At 50.9% G+C, this 26,038-nt stretch carries 1 protein-coding gene; it reads left to right on the forward strand.

Going from position 1 to position 26,038, the window contains the following annotated elements; genetic code table 11:
* On the forward strand, positions 1-25,863 hold the full coding sequence (gene nagB / locus K8S19_01610) for a glucosamine-6-phosphate deaminase (protein ID MCD4812381.1): 25,863 nt from the start codon (positions 1-3) through the stop codon (positions 25,861-25,863).
* The last annotated feature ends 175 nt before the right edge of the window (positions 25,864-26,038 follow it).

The following is a 26,038-nucleotide window of genomic DNA, read 5'->3' on the forward strand; positions in this document are numbered from 1 at the left end:
ATGTATCGAATGGATGAGAAGCCATTCCAATCAAAAGTAAGAATATTTTCGTTTTGGCAGTCATCTGCGGCTCGAAAAGGTATCCGGGCGCTGGCATTGCTGATTACGTTGACATTTGTTTTTCCTTATCTTACCTGGGCATTTGAGAATCAGACCTTTTTAACCGGATTGTCCACGGTTTTTTATCGCAACCAACCGATTGAAATTCCTAAAAAACTCGGGACCATTTCCCGGGTGATTCAGGGCCAAAATCAGGTTGTGATTCATATCGAGGATTTACATTGCAATTATGAAGTGCAAATGAATATTGCCAAGATGATCCGGCTATTTTCAAAAAAACTAAATTTGCATCTGGTGGCGGTGGAGGGAGCGGCCCGGGAAGTGAATGTGCGCAAGCTTGCGTCATTCCCGGAAAAGCTGGTACGCAAACAGGTTGGCAATTACTTTATGCAGCAGGGCAAAGTAACCGGCGCGGAATATTATGCCGCCCTGGCGCCTGAAACAGTGACCCTGGTCGGGATTGAAACACCGGCCCATTATCAGACCAGCCGGGAAAAAGTCGCTGAATTTCTAAATGATGAAAGTCAGGGGTATGTATTTGATTTAAAAGATGCATTCCAGGAATTGAAACCATCGGTCTATTCCCCAACGCTGGCCAAACATGATCACTATCGCAGCGGGTTTATTGCCGGGCGTAAATCCCTTTTAGCCTACGCGGTCTATCTTTACAAATCCGGATTGAAAATCGGTTTGAGTATGCAGGCGTATCCCAATGTGAAGGTCTTTGTTTCCAAACGACTTAATATTTTCCCGCTGGAGGCGGACGCCGACCAGCTTTATTTTGAGATTGAAAAACTGGAAAAACAAGTTCGCGCACCTTTGTATAGCAATGACCAAGAGCAGGAACTGGATCATCTCATGTCCCGGTTGGACGTAATCGAAAAATTACTTAGCATTTCCGCCGCACCTGAGGATTTGAAACTTTTTAGAAAGCAGCGGACATTTTTCCGCGTAGATCGTTTTGTGGAGTACATCGCAAAAAATGATCCTACCGGGAATTTGGAAACGGGTTTTGAGATTTATCGTTTGGATGGTTATTTACGTGAGGTGGAAGCGTTTTATAGTCTGGCGGATACCCGCAGCCATGCATTTGTGGAAAACACCCTGCAACAGATGAAAAAGCACAAAACCGGTATTGCGGTGATGATTACCGGTGGATTTCATAGTCCGGTCATGCAGGCGGCATTTCAACAACAGGGAATTTCTTATGTAAATGTGAAACCGCGCTTAAGCCGGCCTGACCTGGTCAATCCCTATTTTGCTTTGCTGCGTAACCGGAGCACGGCGATTGAAAAACTGTTGGCGCAAAACCAGGATATTCTGGCGTTGCCGACCATTTTCCCGCAAGGTGAGGGCCGGGGCGTTGCGTTTGAAAACAGTCAACCCAAACGGGTCAAGACGTTTTTGAAATTATTGGATGTGACCCTCAAGCAGGGATTGATTGCATCATTGATGCGCCGGGGTGTGGAAGGTTTGGGCGCGGTTGAGAGTGAATACCTTCAGGAGTTACGTGCCTATACGGAAAACAATGAAAAAATTAGTATTGACTGGGAGCGGGCTGCCGCCAGTCCGTCTTCACAGACGTTTTTCCTGCCGATGCATAATACCGGTTTTACCGTCGTGATTCGCAGACAAGGCCGGAAAATTCAGGGTGAATCCCTGGCTACCTGGGATTTGGGCAATGCGTATGAGATTGCGATGTTTGATCAGACAGTTGCCGAGCAAATGCAGGTTCAATTGCTGCGTGAAGAAAGTGATTCTCTGCGCGGGACCCTGGTGCGGCTGGCATTGCTCAACAGTCCGGTGGCGGCCTTGATTACCGGCAGCAGTGCCGCGATGGTTCGGGACAGGCGTTCGCTGTTCGCGATGTGGCAAACAATCCGGAGCAGTACGGCAATGCGCGGACTGGCAACGGTTTTAGTTCGGGCGGCGTCCGGTCTGGAGCAAGTTAGCACCCGGCTTTTGGTATTACGCAATCAGCCCCGCGTTATTCTGGGCACGGCTGCGGTTGCGGCATGGCTTGGCAGTCTGGCAATAGGAAATCCGGTGTTGGGCAGTATGATATTTTTATCCATGTTGGCGCTGGACTGGCAGTTCAATCAGACCGGTTGGCCGCAGTTGGCAGCTGTCGCGCCCGGCATTCAGGGGATGACAGTTGCAATGCAGACGATACTGCAGCCCTCGGCAGATACAGGAATTATCCGGATGCAGGGAGACCTAAGTAGTTCCGGAAAATCGGGTGCGGTTGCTTCCGGTCCTGAAACCGCCTTCGTTGCCAAACGCACCATTTTGCTGCGAAACAAAAAAAATACTTTGGCGGAAATAACGGACGCGACCCGGAGTTTGCTGGAGCTCATCCAGGAGCAGTATTTACCGCAAACGGAAATCAGAGGGACCGCAAACCTTCAGCCGATTAATTTACATTTATTGAAAATACTGGTTACGCAAATAAATACTGATTTGCAGAATCCGGAAAAATTTTCTGTAGAACAATTTCAGGACAAATATTTTGAATACGTGGAAATGCTTGCCAATTTGCTGCATAGTCAGGCTTGGTTGTCGCCGACCTATGCAGGCTCGGCGGTCATGGAGAGAGGGTTGCTGCAAGGGGACCGATATCCGGTCCGGTATGAGCGTGAAGAATTGAGCCCGTTCCAATTGGAAAGCTCTTTTTTGGCAGGAATTTTTCCAGGTGATTCCCGCCTGCTGTTCAGAAACGGAAAAATACTGATATACGATCTGGCAACCGCCCTGATGGCTAATATGCCAAAAAGCGCGGCTGCTTATCGGCGTGCTTTTTACATCTCTCCTAAGCTTCCATCGGAGTTTAAGATCAGTTTGAAAAGAATGTTGGGTGTTTCCAAAAAAGCCGGAGATCAACTGCTGACGCCGGAGACTTTTGGGAAATATAAAAGTATTGTTATCAGTGCAGACGATCTGGCAGATGGTGAATTACTGGATCAGATGACCGCGTATAACCGGGAGCATTCGGCGTTTGCGGATAGAATAGTAAGTGTTGTTGTTTATTCCAAAACCCGGATAGAGCTTTTGCCTGAGCAAAAGGCTGCTTTGCAGGCGGCGGATATCGATTTTTTTGAGGTTTATAATTTAAATAAACTATTGCATATACCGGCGCGCCGGGCATCGGGGACAGCTGTTTTGGTCAGTCATTTTGCTTCAGAAACCCGAAAAAAAACCTTGATCCAGCAGTTGCTGAAGAATCGCAAAGACGGCAGTAATATTGACAGCTATCTTAATTGGTATTTGTCTTTGCTCGCCGGTAAAACCCAGCAGGCCAGCCTTGATACCAGTTATTATCCAAATACCCAGGAGGTTATTCATCGGCAGACGCTGATTAAAAGAACACCGGAATTGCTGCAGAAGTATATCAGTTTGCATCGACAGATGCAGGCGCTCGCGCTGCGTCCCGGGCTTGCCGGCCGGCTGTACCAAGTGGTTTTACAGCGCATCCAGGAGCACATAGGACTCTTAAAGACATTTAACCTCCGGGGGCCGCCGCCGACCGGGGATGCGGCGCTGAATAAGTGCCGAGATAGTTACAGTGAATACCGGACGCTTATGAAATATTTGGCCTACTTTCAATTGAATAGCCTGCAGAGTAAAAAAAATCGGACGGATATGGCCCGCAGTAGTTTAGAAGAAATGGAAGTACGCCTGAATAAAATGAATACACCGGTAAAGTTGTCCGCCGGTGGTCACTTACCTCAATCCACCTTGGTTTTTTCCAGCGGGATGGCTGCGGTGAAAATCCTTCGGCATTTTTTAAGCATCCAGCCGGGGGTTGCGGGCCGGGAAGCGGGAATTCTTTTAGAAACGAATATTTATTACGAAATCAGCAGTCTGCTTAAAAGCGGCGCCGGGGTGCTGCAGCCTATAAAAGTCGTTGACTATAAAGATATTGACGGGTTGGTGAAGCTGGCGGCCGGCGGCGGGTATTCCGCATTGTTTTTGGACCCGGTGGCCAATGCCATGTCCGCGTTTAATAATAACCGGGCTGATCTTCCTGTGGCGGATTATCAATCGCTGCTGCACCGGTTGGCTGGTTTGACATATTCTGAACCTTTTTATTTGATGATTGATACCAGTTTGTTTGGACCGGTTTTTCAGATCGAACCTTTCCTGCGCAAACTGAATGTTCCGGACAACTTGCACTTCGTACTTTATTCCAGCCTGCAAAAACACCATCAAGATCACCGCGAGTATTCCACTGGGGGTATGTTAACCATCATCTCACGCCGCGTAGACCAGCATCAATCAGCGGTACAAGGTTTGCGGTTGGCACGTGATACCCTGGGACTGCGTCCCAATTTCCTGGAGGGCATTCTGTTGGCGAATGCGCTTCCGTCCGGCAAGGTGATCGGTGATTATGTTGCCGGAACAATGGCCAATGCCCAACAACTGGCTGAGCATATTGCGCAGGAACTGACAACCTATCCGCTGAATGGACAGGTTGTTCATCCGACATTGCCCTCTCATCAAGATCATGCCGTATGGCAGGCCAATCAAACCCCCGGGGTTCCATTTGTGATGCTTAAACTTGGTTTCCGGAAAAACAAAATGTTTATGGAAATGCTCAACCGCAGATTGGTGCGTGCCGGGATTGTGATTCAGGCGCGGGATAGTTTTGGTTTTTCTAATTTAACCTATACTCATTATTTTCCGGGTAAAAGCGATGAGACGATTCGTTTCAGCCTGGCACCCTATGCAGTTGAGGAAATGGAGAAAATTAAAACAGCCTTTAGTTCGGCGTTTCAGGAATTGGATGAGCAACGGAGGTTGGGATATCCCGGACCCTATAGCCGCTATCTTTCCTTGCCGGGCGCACTGGGTTCCCTAACAGCCGGACTGGGTATGCTGGCGTTGGCTTGGGTATTTCCGTTGGCATTGGGATTGGCATTGCCGTATACGATTTTTGCAGCTGCCAAACTGCGGGTCGCTTGGCGGGAGTGGCAACAGCTTGAAGTTGCCGACAAATCATGGCGAACGCCGGTAGCGTATTACAATCCGGCCACCGGTCAGATATTCGACCGTAATCAAAAAATCATTATTGATGGTTCGCCGATTGTCATTGCGCATGAACGCTATGCGCATCGCTGGGCGCAGCATCTGCTGCGGCTGGTCGGGATGGATACCAGTCTTCCTTTTTATGCGGTGACGCCGCGAATCCGTTTGCTCCAAAATTTGCTCCAGGAATTGCTGGCCCATGCGCTGGATTTTATTGCGCTGCCTTGGGCGCTGCGCGACTATGGCCGTCCCTTGCCGGATGTGACAGTCAGCTTTTATGGAAAAAGTTATCACACCCGGGAGATTATCCATCTCTTTGAACGCGGCCTGGGATTGGGCGGCATGATCTTTGAAAAATTGACGCCGCAGATCCAAAAACAAGTGCGGCGCCGTATCAGTCCGGGTGCCTGGGCGGCTTATCAATATGAGAAGTTTGTTGACCGTCATTTGCAGCGGATCAATCAGCAGTATTTAGGCGGGCTTTCCGGGAGCATGCAGGAAAAAAGATTACAGGAGAATTCCCGCCTGAGAGAAAAGGTCTTTGTGATTGGCAGAGAACGCCTTATTACCGCTCACGGTACGAGCGCACTGGGGAATGGGTTGACCAATCTTATAAAAATTATTTTAGATGGAAAAATTGATTTTACTCCGGGCCGGGAGACGGCCGGGGCTTTGGACCGGGGGGAGAGCTCAATTGCGGCCGGAGTTTGGGGGCCGCAGTTTATTCTGGTGGGATCACCCCTGCGAGTGCGTTATTGGAATGGTATTAAAAACCACCGGGCGTATCTTGTGCAGGATTCTATTGATCGGAATATTTTACTGGCATTACTGGCGCAGGCCGGGGAGGACGGATTGCTGTCCAAGCGCCGGGCGCAACAGGTTCGTTCGCGTATTATGACCTATGCTGAATTTATTGCTCAAGCGGAAAAAGGTGTGGTGCCCGGTGAGACAATGACGGTTGGTGAACGGTTGGCACGTTTAAGCACCGGCAAAAAAATAAGTTTATTTAGCCTGCTGGCTTTGGTTGCCGTGCGTGTGATAAGCGGCGAATCATTGTCCCTCGCTTATTTATTTGAATATGTCAATTTGGATATGCCGCTTTATTTAAGCGCCGGTATTTCTATTTTCGGTTTGAAAGGTGCCAAGGGTCCGCAAGCATTGGAAGCCGGCCGGCGCTATCTTATTGAATACCAAGGACCGTTTAAAATCCAGTTGGGGGATAAAAACGGGCAGGAATTGGATGTGGTCGCCTACCGGGATTTGCCTGATTTACTCAAACCTTTTTTCAACAAAAATGTTCCTTATATAATACTTGACCCCCATCAGCAGGATATGCACTCCGGGTTTGCCGGTCTGCGTCCGGGAAAGCCGGTCAAAATCGGGACCGGCCTGCCCAATCGTTTTACTTTGCCGGATGGAGTTTCGCCTGTGCATGTGCATCTGGAAACTTTTGCCAACGGACAAATTATGATCCAGGACCAGTTCAGTACCGGAGGGACGTATGTATTGGGTGCGGACCGCATGGACGGTTATGCGCAGGATGAACGTATTGTTCAGGCAGAATTGGCCTGGCGCCACTTTATAGAACACGGCATCATTGTCAATAAACCGGGCGGTGGCTATTTTGTCAACCGGACCTGGAAACCTGATGTTGGCAGCGATGCCGTTGCCATGCTGGATGCCTATCAAGATTCGCGGGAAGCTTTGGAAGGCGCCCGACAGGTATGGAAACAGGTGCAACAACCGGTTAGTTCCCGGCAGATGTTTGAGACGGGGAAAAGGGAACCGGCACAATTACTTGCCTTGGCTGATAATTTTGAAAATCTTTATGAACGTCTGCGGGAGCTTAATCCCGATGTGAATGGACTGGATGCCGAAGCATTGATTAACATGATCGGAATGGTGCGCACCGGCAAGGCGCCCATGACTGTGTTTACAAGTCTGGAGGGAACGGAGCTTGCCGGTTTATCCTCTATTGTGAGTAAGTTGCAAAACCGGGAAGAGGTGATTCCTCAAGTTTTGGCGGAGGTTAATACTTTTCAGCAGCTTTATGCTTTTTTAGAGACGCAAACCGGTAATTACCGCGGCAAGACCGGACCGGAATGGCTCGAATTGGTTAAGCAGGTACGCGAGGATATGCTGACGCCCAACTGGATCACTAATGGCCAAGACACGCTGTTGAAGGGTCTGCGGGATATGGTAATGCGGCTTAAGCAGGCGGATGCTCTTAAATCAGCGCAATGGGAAAAAGCAGTACAACTTGGTATTGTTACCCGGATTCCGGGGACGTCATCGGATTATTTTGTCATAAAGAATTGGCACCCGGGTATGACTATTGATTCACGTCGCATTACCCAACAGGTTAGTTATCGTATGGATGCATTCGATTTGGCATTGCCGATTTTGGAAAGGGCTGCCGGCCGACCCGCTGCGGATGCTTTTGATCCGCAGCGGGGACAACCGTTGAGTTTGCCCGGCAGTCTGATGGCACTGGGTATGGGAGTGGGCCTGCTGGCCCTGAGCATGGCAATGCCGCTGGTAGGTGCAGTGGCCTTGCCCTATAGTATGATGGCGATTGCAAAACTCATGACAACCCTGCAGGAATGGCGCAAACTTTCGCCTGCAACCAGAACCTTTACCACGCCGGTGGCCATGTATGATCCCAAATACGGTGCGATTAAAAATCACTTGGGTCAGACGCTGGAAAATGCCCATTGGATAATTTTGGCACATGATCATTATGCGCATTCATGGGCCAAGCAGCTCTTGAAAAGGTTGGGGATTGACATCAACCGTTTCCCCACCAAGAGTCTGCGTTTTTATGTGTTCAATGTTATTATCTGCGAGGTCATGGCGCATTTCTTTGACTTTATGGCAGTGCCGGTCGCATTGGCGCGCTATTACCGGGCACCTAAAAAAAATGTCTATACAATTCTGGGCGTTTTTGGACTCTTGACGCTGGCCGCCCTTTTTGTCGTGATTCCCACGCTGCCGGTTTCGCTGCCGGTAATGGCGATGGTAGCGGCCGTGTTGGTGCTTAATATCATTTTTGTGCACAATTTGACACCGCTTATGCTGATGAAACCGAAAAGAGTAGGGATTCTTTCCGCACTCATGGGCGGGTTGGATGGTGTCAGCCTGGAACTGGAAAAAATCGTAGAAGTGTTGAACCGGACCGGGCATTCGGTTGTAGGTCTTTCTGCCAATGGTAATGCAATTGCCGCAGAGACTGAGAGCATTGGAGGTGCGTCATTTGACAATCTGATCAATCAGTTCATTTTATCCCAGGCGCTGCCGGATTTTCCGCCGGAAAAGAAATTTTATTATTTGCATCAAGCGTGGTTGAAAAAGCAGAAAAATCCCGGGTTTGATACGGCAAATTATATCCGGCAATTTATCCCCGGCCAAGAACTGCTGCCCCAAGATAATGTGGAAGCTGCCGAGATGTTGCTGCAGCGGGAGAGTGAACGGATCAAACAACAGATTTTGAAAATTGTCGATGCGCGGGGTTTGGATACGCTCATTTTGGAAAACACCAATACCATTCCGTTTCAGTTTCCGCTGGCGGAGGCGATGGTCAAGGTTGCGCAAGCACGGCCTGATCTGCATATCATTAACCACAATCATGATTTTTATATGGAACGGCGCTGGGCGGAAAAGCGCGCTCCGTTTATTCAAAAATATCTGGATCGGGGCTTTCCCTTGCAAGGCGGCAATGTCACTAACAATGTGATTAGTAGTTTTGCCATTCGGCTGCTGCGTGAACACCGGGGCATGAAAGCGTTTGAAATCTGGCCCAATGTGATGGATTACAAAGAGCGGGTCCCGGATATAAGCCCGGAATCCATGCAGGATATTGCGCAGCGGCTCAACTTGAAGCAGGATGATATTCCGGTTGTGCTGCCGGTCCGGATTGTTGAACGCAAGAGTATGGAGATTGCGGTTTATCTGATGAAGGCGCTTAAGGATAAACGGTACAAATTGATTATTACCGGATTTGAAACAGATACGGACCAGCGGTACAAACAATCAGTGAAGGCCTATATCGATGACCTGGGTGTGGGTGATCAGATTATTTTTATGGAAGAGCAGGAACAGGCAGCCATGGGCATTAAGCCGGGCTGGAAGGGCACGAAGCGCCTGGTCAGTCTGGAGGAAATGTATGCGTTTGCCCGCCGGCGGGGTGGATTTGCAGTGTATTCCAGTACGAAAGAAGGTTTTGGCAATGCGTTGCTGGAGGTCGTGCATGCCGAATTACCGTTGGTCGTGTTTCCGTATGCGGTTTACCAATTGGATATTCAACCCAAGGGTTTTGAATTCCTGCAGTTTCCTTTTATAGAAAATTCCGACCAGATCAGTTCAGCAGATTTGCAGGTTGCATTGCAGCAGGGAGAAATTCAAAAAGGAATCGAGCAGGTCGCGCAGGAAGTGAAAACCAAGTTTTCCAACCGGGTCTGGGTTCGGCGCAACGTGAAAAAAAACCGCGTGATCGCAGCACGGGAATACTCCTATGAGAAATTAGACGAACTGGTGGCGGAAGCCTTGCTGCTGACCGAGGCGGTGCAGCAAAAGGCGGGTGTACTCCGGTCGGTTGCTGCTAGATCTTTTAATGCCCGGTTATTGCGTTTGTTTGGCTGGGAACAAGCGCGTACTTTGGCAGGCCGGGCATGGATCAGCGGCTTGTATTCCCGGCTGCGACCGAGCTATCAAGAGCGAGGACTCAAGAGGAATTTACAGCAGCTGCAGGTCTGGTTTTTGACACGGTTTATGACGGAAGACCGTTTGCGCATGATGCTGCAATCACCCCAGCGGCTGAAAAACATTACCGGGCTGATTGCGGCTCAGGCACTGTTTCAGAAAATGGCGCCAACCCAGCGTGAAGAGATCATCCGCATGCTTCGCTCGCAATTGTTGTTTCATAAAACCTCTTTTGAAGTCATTGCATTGACCCGTAATTTGCTTGCGGAGTGGGTTGCCAATCCGGTTTATCAAGCACTGGTGACAGAGCAACAGCGGAATGAAATTGCGGAAAGTTTGGCCCAACAGCCGTATTTTGGACATGTCAATATCACCACGTATCAGAATCGTTTGAAACTACTGTATAATTTTTTGACCACGGATACATCCTTGCGTACACTTTTGAAAAAAGCGGACGGGGTGGTGGTGAAAGATGTAGGCCTGGGCGGCCCGGAGGCTTATCCGACAGATGAACTGACCCGCCGGGTCAAGCAATTAAACCCCCACAACCAGGTTATCGGCATGGATGTCCTGATCCCGCACACGATGTTTTATGACACCCTTTCCGGTGCGGTGGCTTATTTTGACGCCCAAGGCGGGTTCATGGGTGCATGGACGCAGGAAGGTTTTTTTATTTATTCGGAGAAAGATGTTGCGACCATGGCGGAATTGTATCAGCTGGAGCAAGCGCAGAAATTACCGGGTCGTTATCAAAGTACAGTGGAACCTTACCAGCGGTTTTCCGAAATGAGCGGCTACGAAGTTGTTGCGGGATCATTTGGGGTTGGAAGGATGGCCGACATCACAATCTGCATGAATACAATGTATATGTATGCTACCCAGGAGGCGCTACAGATTTCGCAGCTGGGGAAATGGACCCGTCCGGGAGGGTATGTCCTGGTGGGTGATTCGATGGATGATCGTATTATATTCATACTTTATCAGAAAACACAGGCGCAGCACCTCAAACCGCTTAAACTTATTTTACTTAAAGGCAGACGCCGCTATGAGGCGTCTCTGGAAGAAAACATCAGTCAGCAAGAAGTCGCCGGCAGACGCGAGGCGCTTTGTCACCAAGAACAACGGGCCATCAATCAGCGGGGGTTTATTTTATCACCCCTGGTTGTCAGCTTGGCAGGGCTGTCTTTGTTTGTTCTCACGGTTATGTTTTTGGGAAGTGTGTTTTACGCGGCGGTGATCGGGGTGGGCGGGGCGGTTCTGGCATTGGGAGCTTTCTTTTTATTGAAGCGTATCAGGAATGCTGCGCAAGCCGATAAGAATCGCCCTGCGAAGGAATGGGGCTATATTTTTAAGACTGCGGTGCGTGAAGCGGACAGACAGCGTATCATCCGTGCCGTGGAGCGCGGGCGAATTTTGACCAAGGCGGTTGGCCGTGCTTTGCGTGGACAGAAAAAAGATTTCCAGATTGGACCGGTGGTGAATGTGACGTTCATCGGCGCCGGGGCTTTCAAACGCGCCTATCGCGTTCAAGTGCCGGTTATGTTTGCGGATGGAACGACCCGGGAGTTTGATGTCGCATTGAAAATTCCGCGTTCCGTCATTGGCCGGATTGCCATGCTCCAACCCCGGATTTGGCGGCACTGGCTGCGCGGTCATGTAAATCTGCCTGCCTACCATTTTATCAGCCAGGGTGTGATTGCTGAAGCCTATGTGCATGGTAACCGGTTGGATGAAATCGAAACCAGCAACAATGGGGATGGCCGGCCGGTTGCCCGTATTGCCGTCAACGCTTATTTAAGTGTGCTGGAGCATTTGAAAAAAGTATCCGGCCGCAACTGGTTTATTTTTGATCCGAAGCCTGAAAATATGATTCAGCCCCGGCAGCCCGGCGCAGAGCCGGTTTTGATCGACCGGGACGGACTCCTGCCCACGCCGCTGCCCAATCACCCGTTTACACTCCTGGTATATTTTTCAGCATTCTACGGTGAAAAGCGTTTGGGTATTACTCGCTTCATGCAGGGGCTGCTCTCGCCGCTTATACTGTTTACCGCACCGTTGATCGCCTATTTTGTTCGGCCAAATCAATCAATTTTTGCAGGTGTCCTGGATGCATTGGGTCCTGAAGCCGGACGTGCCTATTTGGAAAAAGCCCGGCAAAGCCGACGCTTCCGTTTGACGGCGCGCAGTGCTTTTTCCAAAGGACTGGATATTTACTTACAGGAACAAATCAACGCGTATAAGGCGCCGGTGTTGATCCAGGAACAAAAAATAGAGGTTGTCGGGGATGAGAAACCGGCGGGGAGATTGCAGGTGTCCGCCTTGCAGGCCGCGGTTTCGGCAGTGGGAGTGATCGGCATCGCCGGAGTGCTTTCCATGTTTCTTTCGCCGGATAGTGCAGTGCAGATTACGGCAGTATGGAGTGTTGCCGGTACTTTGGGATGGCTGGTCAGCTATATTCCGAGACTTTTTTATATTACGAAACTGACGGCCTCATCAGCACCTGTATTGATGAACACAACCATTCATAAACAGATGTCGCTTTTACTGGAAGATATTGAACGCCGCGGCGGGCTGCCTGCCGGATACCGGCGGCCGGAATTATTTGTGCTGCCGGATCAGAACACAGGCGCCTGGACCTGGCAAGGCGTTAAAGTGGCCGGCGGGAAAAACGGGGTCATCGGTCTGCATGCGCGTTTTTTGGGTCTGCCGTATGCCATGCAACGGGCGGTCATGATTCATGAAATCTATGAGGCCCATCATAGGAACCATTTTTGGGCAAGCATGCAGGAACTGCGTTCCTACGTCAGCGGGTTTTTCCGCCGGTCAATTCCGGTTATTACTCGAGACCGGTTTTTTCAATACAACCGCATACAGCAGGGTAATTTTTCCAATGCATATTTAGGAAAGTATGCAGGTAGGGAAGGTGTGTTTATCATCACTAAAGAAATGGATCCCTATCATGAGGATTATGATGCCCGGGTGGCAGCTGATACGGACGTACTCGCCCGGATTGGGACGAGCGTTCAAACGACGGTGCGGAAATATCATGCCATGCGCGGACTACGCTATCAAGGAAGGCGCATGGTCCCGCGTGTGTATGCCATGGTGGTCAATGATGCCGGTTATTTGGTGGGTTATCTCTGCGACCGTGTGCCGGGAGAACAGTTGGCGCGTTTGCTGGCGGCAGGTCGGTTGACGGAAAAACAATTGGAGCAAGTGAGCGGACAGTTAAAAGATCAATTGGAGATCATGCATAAAAAAGGGTTCACGCACGGTGATCCGCATTATGAGAATGCTCTGGTTGATATGGAAACGATGCGGGCTGCGTTTGTTGATTTTGTGCCCCAGACCGAGACCGATTCACCGGGCAACGACATGTCGATTTTTTCCGATTTGTTGGTGGCCAACAGCCGCTGGCTGCGCATGCCGTATGATGAACGCGTAACCATTTTTCAAAATCAATTTAATCAGATTGTGTCATTGGAAGCTGAGCTTGATGTGCTGCACAACCTGCAACGCGAAACCGGATATCAGATCAACGATGCCGCCTACCGGAAAGCATCCGCCAACCTGCGGAACGTCCTGGCAAGTATGAAATTGCATAGTGGCTCCATACAAAATACTCAGCTGTTGCTCTGGCAAATACGCCAAATAGTGGAATCTGAATTTTTGAAACTGCGTACCGGTTACACGCCTTTTCGAAGTGCGCTGAGTCAAAAAATGCCGGTTAAGATGCAGGTGTTACAGCAGTCTGTTTTGGAACAACTGGCCATGGTTATGAATTTTTGGGATGATTTGTTTGCCTTTGACCGTATTGCGGAGAAAGCCGTCCAACCGGCGCCGGCGCGGCGCCGGTTGGCTGTTTTGAATCGGGCTTACCGCCAAATCAGTCGAAACCAAATTGTGGATTTGGCAACTGTCCCGGGTTACCGGCTGGTGGATTATCTTGAGGCATTACTCGGTGTTACGGCGCCGTTGGTTCAGGGCGGCAACGGCACGGTCGCTTATTCCCTGGACAGTGATCCGATGGTGGAATGTTATACCGATGGTATTTTTACGCTGCAGCGCAACGGGCATATCATTTATATGGCGGCGGCGCCTTTTTTGGATTCCGGATATGTCCCGCAGGACAATCTGCTGCGTGTGCTGGAAAAAAAGACGATTCCCCGGTTGATATGGCACGGTCCTTCGCAGCAGCGCTATGCCATCATGGCGGCACCATCGCCCCGGGTGCCTGATGAACTGCTGGTGATTAGTCTGGACCGCGATGCCCAAACTGGAAAACATTTTACGCAAAAAATGATTCCGCGTTTTCGAACAGATATGCAGGCATTGCAAGTGCAGTTGGTCAAGAGCGGTTATGCGCTGACATTTCAATCCCTGGACCCGCGCGAAGATAATGCCATGCACTTTCATATGTACGCTGTGCCCACCCGGAATTTACCCTTGGTCCGTGCTTTGGACAAGGGACAACTCAAGTTTTTCGAGAGCATCGGGGCGTCCGGGTCTGTCCGTTTGGATCTCATGAGCAACCTTTTATTTAAAAACAATGACGGCCGGATTGTTTATCCGGCCAATGGATTGTTGCTTCGCAGTGCTGACTCGGCTTTGTTGGCGGATGCCGGGAAAGAGATGCTGCAAGAAATTCAGCTGTTGGAAACGGCCTATCACTCCTTGACCTGGCAGCAGCCGGACGGGACTTGGGCCATGCTTATGATGCCGCTGAAAACGTATCTGGCCGGTGAGTCCAAAGTCCGGGTTAATCCCTTGACAACGGCCGGTTATGTTGGTGTTGCGCCGGGAGATATTTACCAACAAATGGTAAAAACACCGGGTGCCGGTGCCCGCTATGTCAGCGATATTCTTCGGCAAAGTACAGCTGATTTTGCTGTATGCAGGAACATCGCTCAACGGATTGTCCCTGTATTGGAACAGGGAGCAAGGCTGCAACCATCGGCAGAGAAACCGTTGGAGATCACGGTGCCCATGCTCCCGCATCCAAAAAATATTGAGGGAGCCTATGCTGAACAGGCCAGTGTCAATGTGGAGCGCATGCTCCGGGTGCTGGGTGTGCCAAAAGGTGCGGTCGTGCTTAATATCGGCGCCGGACGCAATCCGCTTGTTTCAGAACAGTATCATGTTATCAATATCGACAATTACGCTTATACCGGTCTGGAGGATGGCCGGGTGGAATCCCGGGTTTTTATCGGGGATATTTACGCTCCGGGATTTACCCGCCGACTGATGGATACCCATCAGTTGGATGCCAAACCGGATGTGGTTGTTTTTTATAATATGCGGCGGTTTATGGATTTATACGGTCCGGTAAGCAGCAGCTGGGTGCTGCAAAATAAATCCATGCGGGACATCAACATTCAAGCTTATCTGAATCAGGCGGCGGATATTGTCCGGCCGGATGGATTGATTCTGTTTGCCCAGTTTATGGCACCGGAAGGCTATGAGACGGACGCGATTACTCAAGAGGCGATCGACCTGGCAGTCAAAGCCACGGCAGATATGGAGGATGTTACGCAGGCGGCGGTTCTGATCCGGAGTGGGGAGGAAAAAGCGGGACTCCCGGTCGCTGCGGTATTCCGGTCAACCCGGCAGGAGCAGGATTCCCCAACAGCAACCCGGGCACTCAAAATTTCACCACGGAACATTATTTTGGGGATAACCGGTTGGCTGCTCGTAAGTGTGTTTGCCATGCAGTTTTCGACGCATGCTGCGCTCACCACATTTTTCATGAGCGGAATCGGTCTGGGAATGATTGGATTGGCAGTGAATTATGTTCCGCGTTTATATTACGGATTCCGTCTGCTCAGCGCGACGGTTCCCCCGCTGGACCCGGCACACGTGAACACGCAGTTAAAGGGTTTGATTGAAGATATCGAGCGTCGCGGCGGCTTGCCGGAAAATTACCAGCGTCCGGAACTTTATGTCCTGCCAAAGCAAAACCTGGGATCAAAATTATGGCAGGGATTGCTGCTGGGACGCGGCGAGCGCGGCACGATCGGATTACATGCTAATTTTAATGCCCTGCCAATCGTTGCCCAGCGCGCTGTTTTATTGCACGAAATATATGAAGCCCACGGTTCGGGGCATTGGCGTGCCACCTGGCAGGAACTGACATCTTTTGTTCGCCGTCATGTTATTGCGCCTGCCCGGTTTTCCGGGGTTTTTCAGATCAGCCGTGATGATGACGCTATGTCCGAAAAGGCCGCCATGCAGTTCGCGCAATCAATAAACCGTGCGATTGCCAAAAAGGGGAAGGCAGTGGTTGGATTTGCCACCGGCGGCACACCGAAAAAAATGTATGCGCTGCTGAGGAACCATCCGGAACGCTATGGCATTGACTGGCGTAAAGTCCATACCTTTAACCTGGATGAATATGTTGGATTGCCGGCAGGTCATGAGCAGAGCTACCGGCGGTTTATGGAGGAACAGCTTTTTTCGCATGTGCCGATTCCAAGAGAGAATATTCAATTTCTTAACGGCATGGCCAAGGATCCGGCGGCGGAAGCCCGCCGCTATGAACAAGCCATACAAGCTGCCGGTGGCATTGATGTCCAGTTGCTGGGGATAGGAGAGAACGGGCATCTGGCTTTCAACGAACCGGGCACGTCCTTTGCTACGCGTACCGGTGTTGTGCAATTGAACGATTCCACGATCAATGCCAATGCGCGTTACTTTGACACCAAAGCCGAAGTCCCTGCGCAAGCGCTATCCATGGGTATGGGAACGCTCTTAGACGCGCGGGAATTAATTCTATTGGCATCGGGGGAAAAGAAAGCAGCGGTCGTGGCGCGCGCGTTTGAAGGCCCGGTGACGGAAAGGGTTCCGGCATCGGCGCTCCAGCTGCATGAGAAGGCACATGTGTTTATTGACCGGGCGGCGGCGAATAGCTTGCATCATTCGCCCGGCATATCCGCTGAAATACAACTGGATTGGGAACTGACGCAGATCAACACGACCCTCATGCCCCTGCGGAGTGTCTATGCCCATGTCCCGTTAATCCGTGATGTTCTGATTGCATTGCTCCGGCTGGAACTCAACACGGCAGGTGCACGGGAATACTTATTGGCTGAACTGGAAAAAATGAGTGACCGGCAATACGGTTACAGTCCGGCTTTTGTGATGGGCGGTGGCAGAAAATTCGATTTATTTTATGCCATTGAATTGGTAAAAGATTATTTTCGCCGGGGGCGGCCCGTGGTTCCGGAGCAGTACTGGCATGTCACACCGGATAAATTTGACGCGATGCTGGCCCGTGCTTTGCGTATAACCGGAAGGACGCTTACTATAGAAGAAAAAGCTGAGGCGCGCCGCTTCAATCGGGCCTTGCTTCAGATACCCTGGGCCATGCAGGATATAACCAATGATCCGCGCTATCCGCATATGTGCGGCCCGGCAGCGCAGATTATTATGCAGGTTTTACTGGAAAACGGGATTGTTCGGAAGAAATTTATTTTCGGGGAACATGTCGGTGTTGAAGCCATCGTTGCCGGATTTAAATTTTATGTGGATGGGACCGGGAATCACGTTGTTCAGCTGGATGACCGGCAAATTGCTCCGGTAGTCGTGCCGCTGTTGGATATTCCCGATAGTCCGGTGCTAAGCGCTGTCTACCCGGCAGAATATAAACAGCTGACGCGGGGATATTATTATGCGCCGGATATGCAGCCGGATATCGCGGAGGCTCTGCTTAAGGTGCGGGAGGTTGTTATTGAGCAACGTGTTCGCAAAGGATACCGCAGCACCCGATCGATCATACAGGACAGGACGGTGGGGGATCTGGTTTTTGAACCAGGTGATATAGAGCAAGGGGTCAGTATTTATACGCATCCGGAAACCGGGTTTGTACTTAAATTAGCTGCGCAAGCTGTTGGTGAAAATTATATCAAGCTGGCGGCCGAGGGCGGTGAGGGGCTGGCCCACACACGCCGGCTGTTGCCGCAAAGCATCCGCATCCCGGGAGGGAAAATATTTTTAAAGAATGCGGTTCTTCAGCAGGATATCCAGGATCTCGGACAGCTGTTGGAAATTTCAGTGGAAGCCGGATTGTTGGACCGGGCAAAAAATTATCTCCACGATTGGGCCGACCTGCAGATTAAATTATTCCGACGCGGACTGGTGGACAAACTGTTTACCGCGCAAGCAACACAGGCACAGAAGAAATTTTGGCAAAAAACCGGGATGAACCCGCAAGGCCAATTTGTGCATGCCGGATTTGAAGATCTCACCCGCCGGGCGGTCTCGAAAGCTGAAATTTTAAGCGCGGTCAGGCAACTGCCGCAGTGGTTTGCTGACGCCTATCCCGGTCAGGCACGCACCGAACTGCAAGTGTATTTGGCAGGCGAGCTGGTACCTTATTTAACTGCTGCATTTGAAAAGCGCCGGTTGGGTGATATCGCTATTCAGGCAGCCGCCGACGAGACGGTGTCAGCCAAACTTTACATCGCGGCAACGGATGCGAAACTGGACTGGATTGACCGCGAAAAATTATCAAGTATTTTACGCGAACTCTATCCGGGTGAATTGGCTGTGACCGAGATGACTTGGATAAGACCCGGGAAAGTGGCGCGTCTGGGTTTGGTGCACAACGGCCGGGTGGAAAATGTTTATTGTCGGCGTGAGGGATATTCACTTACGGCCCTGGGCATGACATTGCAGGCATTGACCGGTTTGGATGGGTTTACGATCCGGCGTTTGGGTGAAGACGGGATGGTCAGTGTGGATGCCGGGATAACGGTTACGGAATTTATTAAACTGGGGCACCGTCTGCTTGAACATGCCGGGGAGAATGCGGGATATCAAAAAATATTGGAAGCGTTTTTTGAACAGTTGAGCAGCCAGTTGGGTGTTTTGCTGGCCAGCCATGTTCTGCTGGCGTACCAAGACGGGGCGCCGCACAATGTGGTTGTCAAGGGTATGATGCAGGTCAAAGCCGCATTGGATCAAGGCAAGACCTATCAGGCGTTTGAAATTTTGCGCCAAATTGTTGAAACGCGTGATGTTAAATTGACCAATATTGATTTTGAGGTGAATCAGCTTTTTAATAATGTACCGGTTTCGCAGTGGAATTCATACGCCAAATATGTTTTGTTGCAAAATTTCAGAGACCAAATCGATATGGAACGTGTTTTGAACAGTTATGATTCTGCTTTTGATGAGGCGCGCAGCCGTCAGACAGAGGTGGAAAAGGCCATTGTTGATCATCCTGTACAGGGGCTAAAGCATCCGGCGGCAGTGGAAGGGGGTATTCGGCAGAGACTGTCACCTACCACGCAACTGCGGTATTTCCGGCGTTTGCTCCGGAGTATTTCGCTGCCGGCAGGAATAAAAAATCGTCTGGATGCCCTGGACAGTCCGTTCGACCTGCCGGATTTGGAAATTTCTTTTTGGGAAAAATATTTGCCTGGATTCCCCAAGCAGCTTCGGACATTGGGTGAAGAACTTATTTTCCGTGTCACGCCCATGTTGTTGTTCCATCTCGGTTTGATCACGCCGGTGACGGCCGCCATTGCGCTCACGGTTTTTTCCGCTGCATTTTTGTATCAGCACAAGGATAAAGGTTGGAATGTGCGCCAGTGGATAACCGCCGGGCTGATGACGACCCTGATCGCGCTGGTTTATTTTGGGACAGCTTATGGTTTGTCGGCGGTTGATTATCCGGTGGCCGGCGGTGTGCTGGCGTTTTTGGCAGCATCACTGGTGCACAGTTTTAATAACTGGTTGTCCGAGCGTTTTCCTGCTGTCTGGCCTGCGCTGGCACTCGGGGCTACGGGCCGGGGCAGACAGATGCTCAGCCGGGTTGATAGGGCAATGCAGCAAAAAGGTACGGCGGAAGCGAAGCATTTATTGCTGGTGGCATTGCGCAAGTTACATCAGAGCAGACCCCGGAAACTCATAGCATCGGCGCGCACGACTGTTTTACAGGCGATTGGGAGCATCTATGCCGACAAGGTGTTTTCGCCGCGATTGCGTTTGTGGCAACAGGGCTTGGCAGCATCCCGGCCGCTGGAACAGATTTATGCTGATCTGGACCGGCTGGATGGATTGCTGAAAAAAGACCCCAATGATTACTGGCCCATTAATTTGAATGACCTGGACTTTTGGAGCGAGGCGCTGGGATTCAAGCGGGTGAAGGCCGTCGGGGATGCGGGAAGTCCCCGCACCATCGGCAGCCGGTATACATTTGTCCGCCACATGTATGACAATAGCAATGTCAGTTCTACGGTTTCAGTTTACCAGGACAACCGGACCGGCCGGGAAGTCGTGGTAAAGACGATTACTGCGCATAAATTCTTTTTCATTTTACTCAAAGAGTATCTTTGGCTCAGTGATCTGGCGGAAACGGTTGCTGTGCCCCGGCTGCTGGAAGGCGGCATTTATAAGAGCGGTCCGAATAATGTGGATGTTTATTATATGGTGATGGAGCTGGTAGACGGTGAAACCCTGGATAGCATCATGGGGAATGAAAAATTGGCACTGGTGGATTTGGCAACGCTGACACGCGGTTTGTTGCGTGAGTATGCCCGTTTACAACGCCACGGGGTGCTGCAAATAGATGTTAATCCCGCCAACATCATGCTGCTGCGGGAAAAAGGCGGTCAAGCCTGGGATGTTGATTACAATCGTCCGGTCCTGATTGATTTCGGGTTTGCCATGCCCTTGCCGGAAAGCGGGATTGTCCAGTTGCTGCACTGGATTGGTCTGCCCCAGTGGCACCATCAGATGAATATAAAAGACGGTCGCTATACAGTGCGAAGTGAACTTGGGATTTTGGCTAAAATATTACTGGCCATACCGATGAAAAAACAGCTCGCGGTTGAGGAGCTTGAATTTCGCGATTTTTTATTTAAATTATCACATTTTGAATATGCTTCCGCTGAAGCGGCGTTGTTGGCACTGGAGGCCCATCTCCCGGAAACCATGCAGATTGCGGAGTCAGCTGCGTTGTTTCCGGATACAGTTTCGGTGGTTAAAGCGGCCAAAGACGATGCTGCGCTGCTTGCGAAGGATACTGCCCGGGAAGTGTTGGAGTTGATGCCAGATGCTTTTATGACCGGCACCGCTGTCATGCGCGCCGGACAATTGAAGACCTTGCTGGCACTATTGCAGCATGAGTCATTTGAGATTAAGGCACAGGCACGCGGGCTGCTGGATAGACTGATGACGGATACTGAATTGTTTAGCCGGTTGGACCTGAGTCAGGTGACGGCTGTGCGTACAGGGTTGGCGGATCAGCCGTATTTAGGGGCAATCAATATTTCCACTCAGCCGGGACGCTTGGGGCAGTTGAATTATTTTCTCGCCCGCCAGTCATCTTTGCGCGGGCTGTTGACCCAAGGCGGAAAGATAGTTATTGATACGGTCGGTATTGGCGGCCCCCTGCCCTATACAGTGGCTGAAATGGCCAAAAGGATACACGCGGTCAATCCCGAGGCTGAAATAATCGGGTCGGATATTTTAATTCCTCACTGGGTCATCACCGATCAAACCACCGGCCAGTTCGCTTATTACAACCAAGCAGGAGAATTGATCGGCGTTTTTACCCGCGATGGCGGTGGATTGACCAAGGACAGTGAACTCCAGCCCATGGCCGCGCTCTTTGATCAGGTCCGCGCCAAGACCCTGCCGGAAAATTACCAGGTGGAAGAAAATCCTTTTGAACAGTATGCAGCGGAAAATCAGTTTGCGGTACAAAAGGCAGCGTTTGGCAAAGGCATCAAGGCGGATATTAAAATTTGTATGAATGTGCTGTATATGTACGGCAGGCAGCGTACACAGATTATTGAGAACATGGGACGCGACCTCAAAGAAAACGGATATCTCATCACCGGTGAGGAAGAAGACGGTATTGTCTTTGTCACGCTTTATCAGAAACAGCAAGGCAGACTGCAACCGCAGGTATCTGCGCAAGTAAGAGGCGATTCTATTTATGAAATTCCGGTTTACGGTCAATCCATTGCGGTTGCTGAGGAAAAGACACAGCGTCTGGTGGCGGCATATATTTTTAATGATCTGGGACGCTGGCCGGTACTGGTCCGGTTTTATGACAGTCTTGAAAAAGCGGTCGGGAAACTGTGGGGGGGGAATGTCGGGCGTTTTGTCGGACAGGCATTGGCGCCTGCGCTGCTTGAATCAGGATTGTTTGTCGGTATGTTTACTTTGGGGATACAGCTTTTGCTCGCGATGGTATCCGGCGTGCCCTTTGCGATGGGGCCGCCGACATGGGTTTTGTTCGGCGTTTTTCAGCTGCTCTGGCACGGCTTGCATCTGCCTGCCGATCAAGGCGGCTTGACAACCTCAGAATTTTTACGTAGCTGGCTGCAATCGGCATTTTCACCTGCACGCATTGCCACCACCGGTTTGACCGGTGCGGTGCTGCTTGCGATGCAGCTGCTGCTCAACCCCGGCGGGATTTTATTTTCCGCCTTGTTCCTGCCGGTTTTGGTCGGAGTACATGTCGTCGTGAATGTCTGCGGCAACCTGAAAAAACAGTGGGATGCCAGTTGGCAAAAATTGGCATTGAATCTGTGGCGGCAGACATTCAAGCTGCTCAATGGCAAACGGCCTTTGAATATTTATGCGGATTTCAATGAGACCCTTTCGCGGCTGCGAACCCACCGTTCGCTCAGCTTGAAGGATATTGTTGGCAAGGATATTGAAAATGAGACGGACAGGCTGGAATTCAGTGAACGCTACAATCAGGCACGGAAACAGTTTAGTGAAAAGCTGACGCCTGAACTTTACAAGGAGTATTATCAAAGCCTGTCCGGACATATGACGCTTAAGCATAGCAGGGAACGGGCACGACGCTGGAAACTCAATGAGAATTTCTTTGCCAAGATCCATGCCATCCAGATTGCGACCGGTATCCAAGAAATTAATCTGCATGTGATCAGCCGTTCCAGTGAACAGGCTTTGCGTCATTTCTTCCAGTTGCCCTCGGTAAAAAAACGGTTGAACGGGGCGGAGATCCGGATCGAAGCGGTCAAGGCCAACCGGTTGGTTTTTGATGAAGCCGGTGTGTTTACCGGCGAGGTTCTGGAAGATTATTCCCAGGCCCTCATTGCGGACAACAAGTATGAGTTTGTGCCTGAAGGTGTGATGTACCTGGGTGATGCCAAGGAGCACCAATACGGATACCGGCATTTCATTGATGTCAATGCAAGGCAGGGGTCGGCCCGGGCCATCCGGCAATGGATGCGTGAAATTATCAACCAACGCTTGTTCAGTTCGGTTCGGATGTTTCTTGCCTGGATAAAACGGGCATTGAAAATGCGGTTTACAAAAAAAGCAGTACGTATGTCGGACTATCGCGAGAGTCGTGCCTATCAGGCTATGACCGAGGCGGTTTCGGCCGTGCCGATGAAAAAGACCCAGTCTGCGATCAAAAATATTCAGACGCTGTTTGTCCGGCATCAGGTCGGGCTGGAGGATTTCGTATCGGAAAAAGATATCCGTCAAAGTTGGTCGGATAAAATCATGGCAAAAGCCGACAAGTTGTCTCGGGCTGTTCAAAAAGAGGTTGGCGCTTTCGAACGCGATCACTTGCAACATCTTTCAGAACCGCTCCGGCGGGCTTATTGGGATTGGATACTGCTCCGGCTTTTTATGCAGCATGACGACGGATTCACCTTCGGCCATTCCTGGGAAGTGGGGAATCTGGCTGCGAAAATGGCAAGTGTCTATGGCCGTGTGAATATGCAGGATGATTTAAGCCCGGAAACGATTGATATCTTCCGTCGCGGCGGCTGGCTGCATGATGCGGGGAAATTGATGATTCCCCGGGAACTGCTTTTAAAGCAGGAACGGTTGACGCATAAAGAGCGTATGCTGATCCGTACCCATGCCAAGTTGGGCGAGAGCGTCCTGGATGCGTTTGGCTACCCGGCTTCAATTATCCAGGCCACCAACCACCATGAATGGCTCAATGGCAAGGGGTATCCGCGTGGATTACACCGCGAAAATGTCCCGGCACTGAGCCGGGCGATCGCTATTGCGGATGCCTATAATGCCGCCACCGAACGTGCCTATAATGGTGATAAAGTCATTGCGATATTCCGGGAATTTTTTGAGTATTCAACCAGCGTGGTGTCGCGTTACGATTCGCGTTGGGTCAACGCGCTGCGGAAAATCAAGTATACGGAAATTGATACAAGCGGGTTGGACCTTTTCCAGCTTGACCAGGCGGTGGAACGGGAAAAAGACAGCGGCGGATGGTTGCGGGTGTCACCGCTGCGCATCTTGGGCCAGATCATCGGAATCGGATTTATGGGCGGCCTGATGGGATTTTGGCTGTTTCAGGACCCGGCCTTGTCAACCCTGACGATGGCCGGGAGTATGAGCGGCTTGGCTGTGGGTGCGATTCATGCACATCGTCTTATCATACGTCGTCAGATTACGCGTTCCACGCTGGTGCCGCTTACGGCTGACACGTTGAATTTGCGCCGGGCACAGTTGCTTGAGATGATTCAAGTGCAGGGTGATCTGCCAAAGGGATACGATGCAAATAAAATTCGTCTGGAAGTTCTCGCGCTGCCTGCACGCACACGTTGGTGGCAGCGTTTAATCCTGGGGCAGGGTGAACGGCGCGGGGATGAAATGATCATTCGTTTGCATCCGCAACTCCACGTTCTTTCCATCCAGGAGATGGCGGTTGTGGTGCGGCATGAAATTTGGGAAGCCTATACCGGAAGCCATCTGCGGGCAAGCCTCTCGGAAATTGTGATGCAGTGGTTTGGTGCCCGGACAACCGCCCCGGAAGTTGCAAGCGCGGTTGATGAAGCGCCGCTGTTGACCAACGAAACCCCGCGCGGAGAGCGGTTGGGAAAAATTCCGGAAGTGCTTATGCAAATGCAGGAACTTGCGGCCTGGGGTATTCGGCCGAATGAAGCCCCGGCACCTGCCTGGAACGGCATGCAACAGATTTTGAGAAATTTACTCAATACTTTTGTTTTTGAACAGTCGGTTTATCAGGCCGGAAGTGCGCTGCTGCGGATTCCGTTTGAAAAAGCCAGTGAGATTTTTGGCAGCGGATTGCTCCTGGTAAGAATGGGTGTGCGCCTGGGTATGAGGCAGCCCGCCGAAACAGGTTTGACAATTGATACCGCGCATCCTGCACTGCAAACGCTGTTATTGGAAAACGGGCTTCCGGATAAAATTGCCTGGCAAATGGCGGGCAAACATCGCATCGCACTGCCGGAAATTCAGATTCAACCGATTACAGCAGAAACGAAATCAGAGTTAAACAGTTCGCGTGCAAAACGGTTGGGTGTTCTGCAACCCGCCGGGAATCAACTTGTACTCTATCTCCCTGCGGGTTTACTGGCGCGGCATCTAAAAGGCGCGCCTGCCAAGGATGCCAAAGGCGTGCGCGCAGCCTGGGAGCGCCGGACCTACCGGCTAAACCGGTATGCACTGGGTCTGCTTATTAAAGATCATGCAGCAGGCTATCAGCAAACCACTCGGATGGACCTTATGGTGGCGGCATTGAAGGCGCAATCGCAAACCACGAAAAAACCGTTTGAACAAAATCTGCCTGCCATGAAAATAGGGTTGGCAATGGCGGCCCGGCTGCCTGCGTTTATAGCCGGCCCGATTCATCAGTACTGGCAAAAGAGAAATCCGGAGAGCTACTTGCGCCACAATTTGGGCGGACCAGAATCCACCCTAAGTCAGGGACTTTTGGATGCACAATCTCCGCTAGGTGCATTGTTCCGGATTTATCTGGCAGCACCCACGGCTGAAGTTGGCCGGGCATTTATGCGTACAGCGCTGGAAAGCATCCAACACGAGCAGGCGGCCGGCCGGATTCAGGAAAGCATGGCATCTATCGAAATATTGTCACAGCTTGCGAAGCGTATGCCTCAGATGCGGGGACGTGTGATCGGCCGGTGGACAGCCACGAATCAGACCATCACATTGCCCAAATGGATAAATGCTTCAGGCAATGCCAGGTTAAAAGGAATGCTCATCGATATTCTTTCGCCGATGCCTGTCCTGCTGGAACAGAAATTCCTCAGTCCGGACCGGAACCGCATCCGGCGTCGTCTGGGCAGCGCAGCCTAAAAAAATCATAATCCGGTGATTGTGAATGAATCAGTCGTAGAGACGTTGCATGCAACGTCTCTACACGAACGCAACGTCTTTACACAGGCGCGACGTCTCTGCATAAACGCCCCCTATCCATTCAAGTTCCGGCACCAAGCAGGCACCAAAATTCGAAAAAATCGCCATTGACCAT

It is taken from the genome of bacterium, from assembly GCA_021108215.1.
Lineage (GTDB): Bacteria > Oederibacteriota > JAAXVQ01 > JAAXVQ01 > JAUVAV01 > JAIORK01.

Excerpts from the sequence above, each read along its gene's own strand:
- nagB (MCD4812381.1), top strand. The coding sequence starts at position 1 with ATGTATCGAATGGATGAGAAGCCATTCCAATCAAAAGTAAGAATATTT.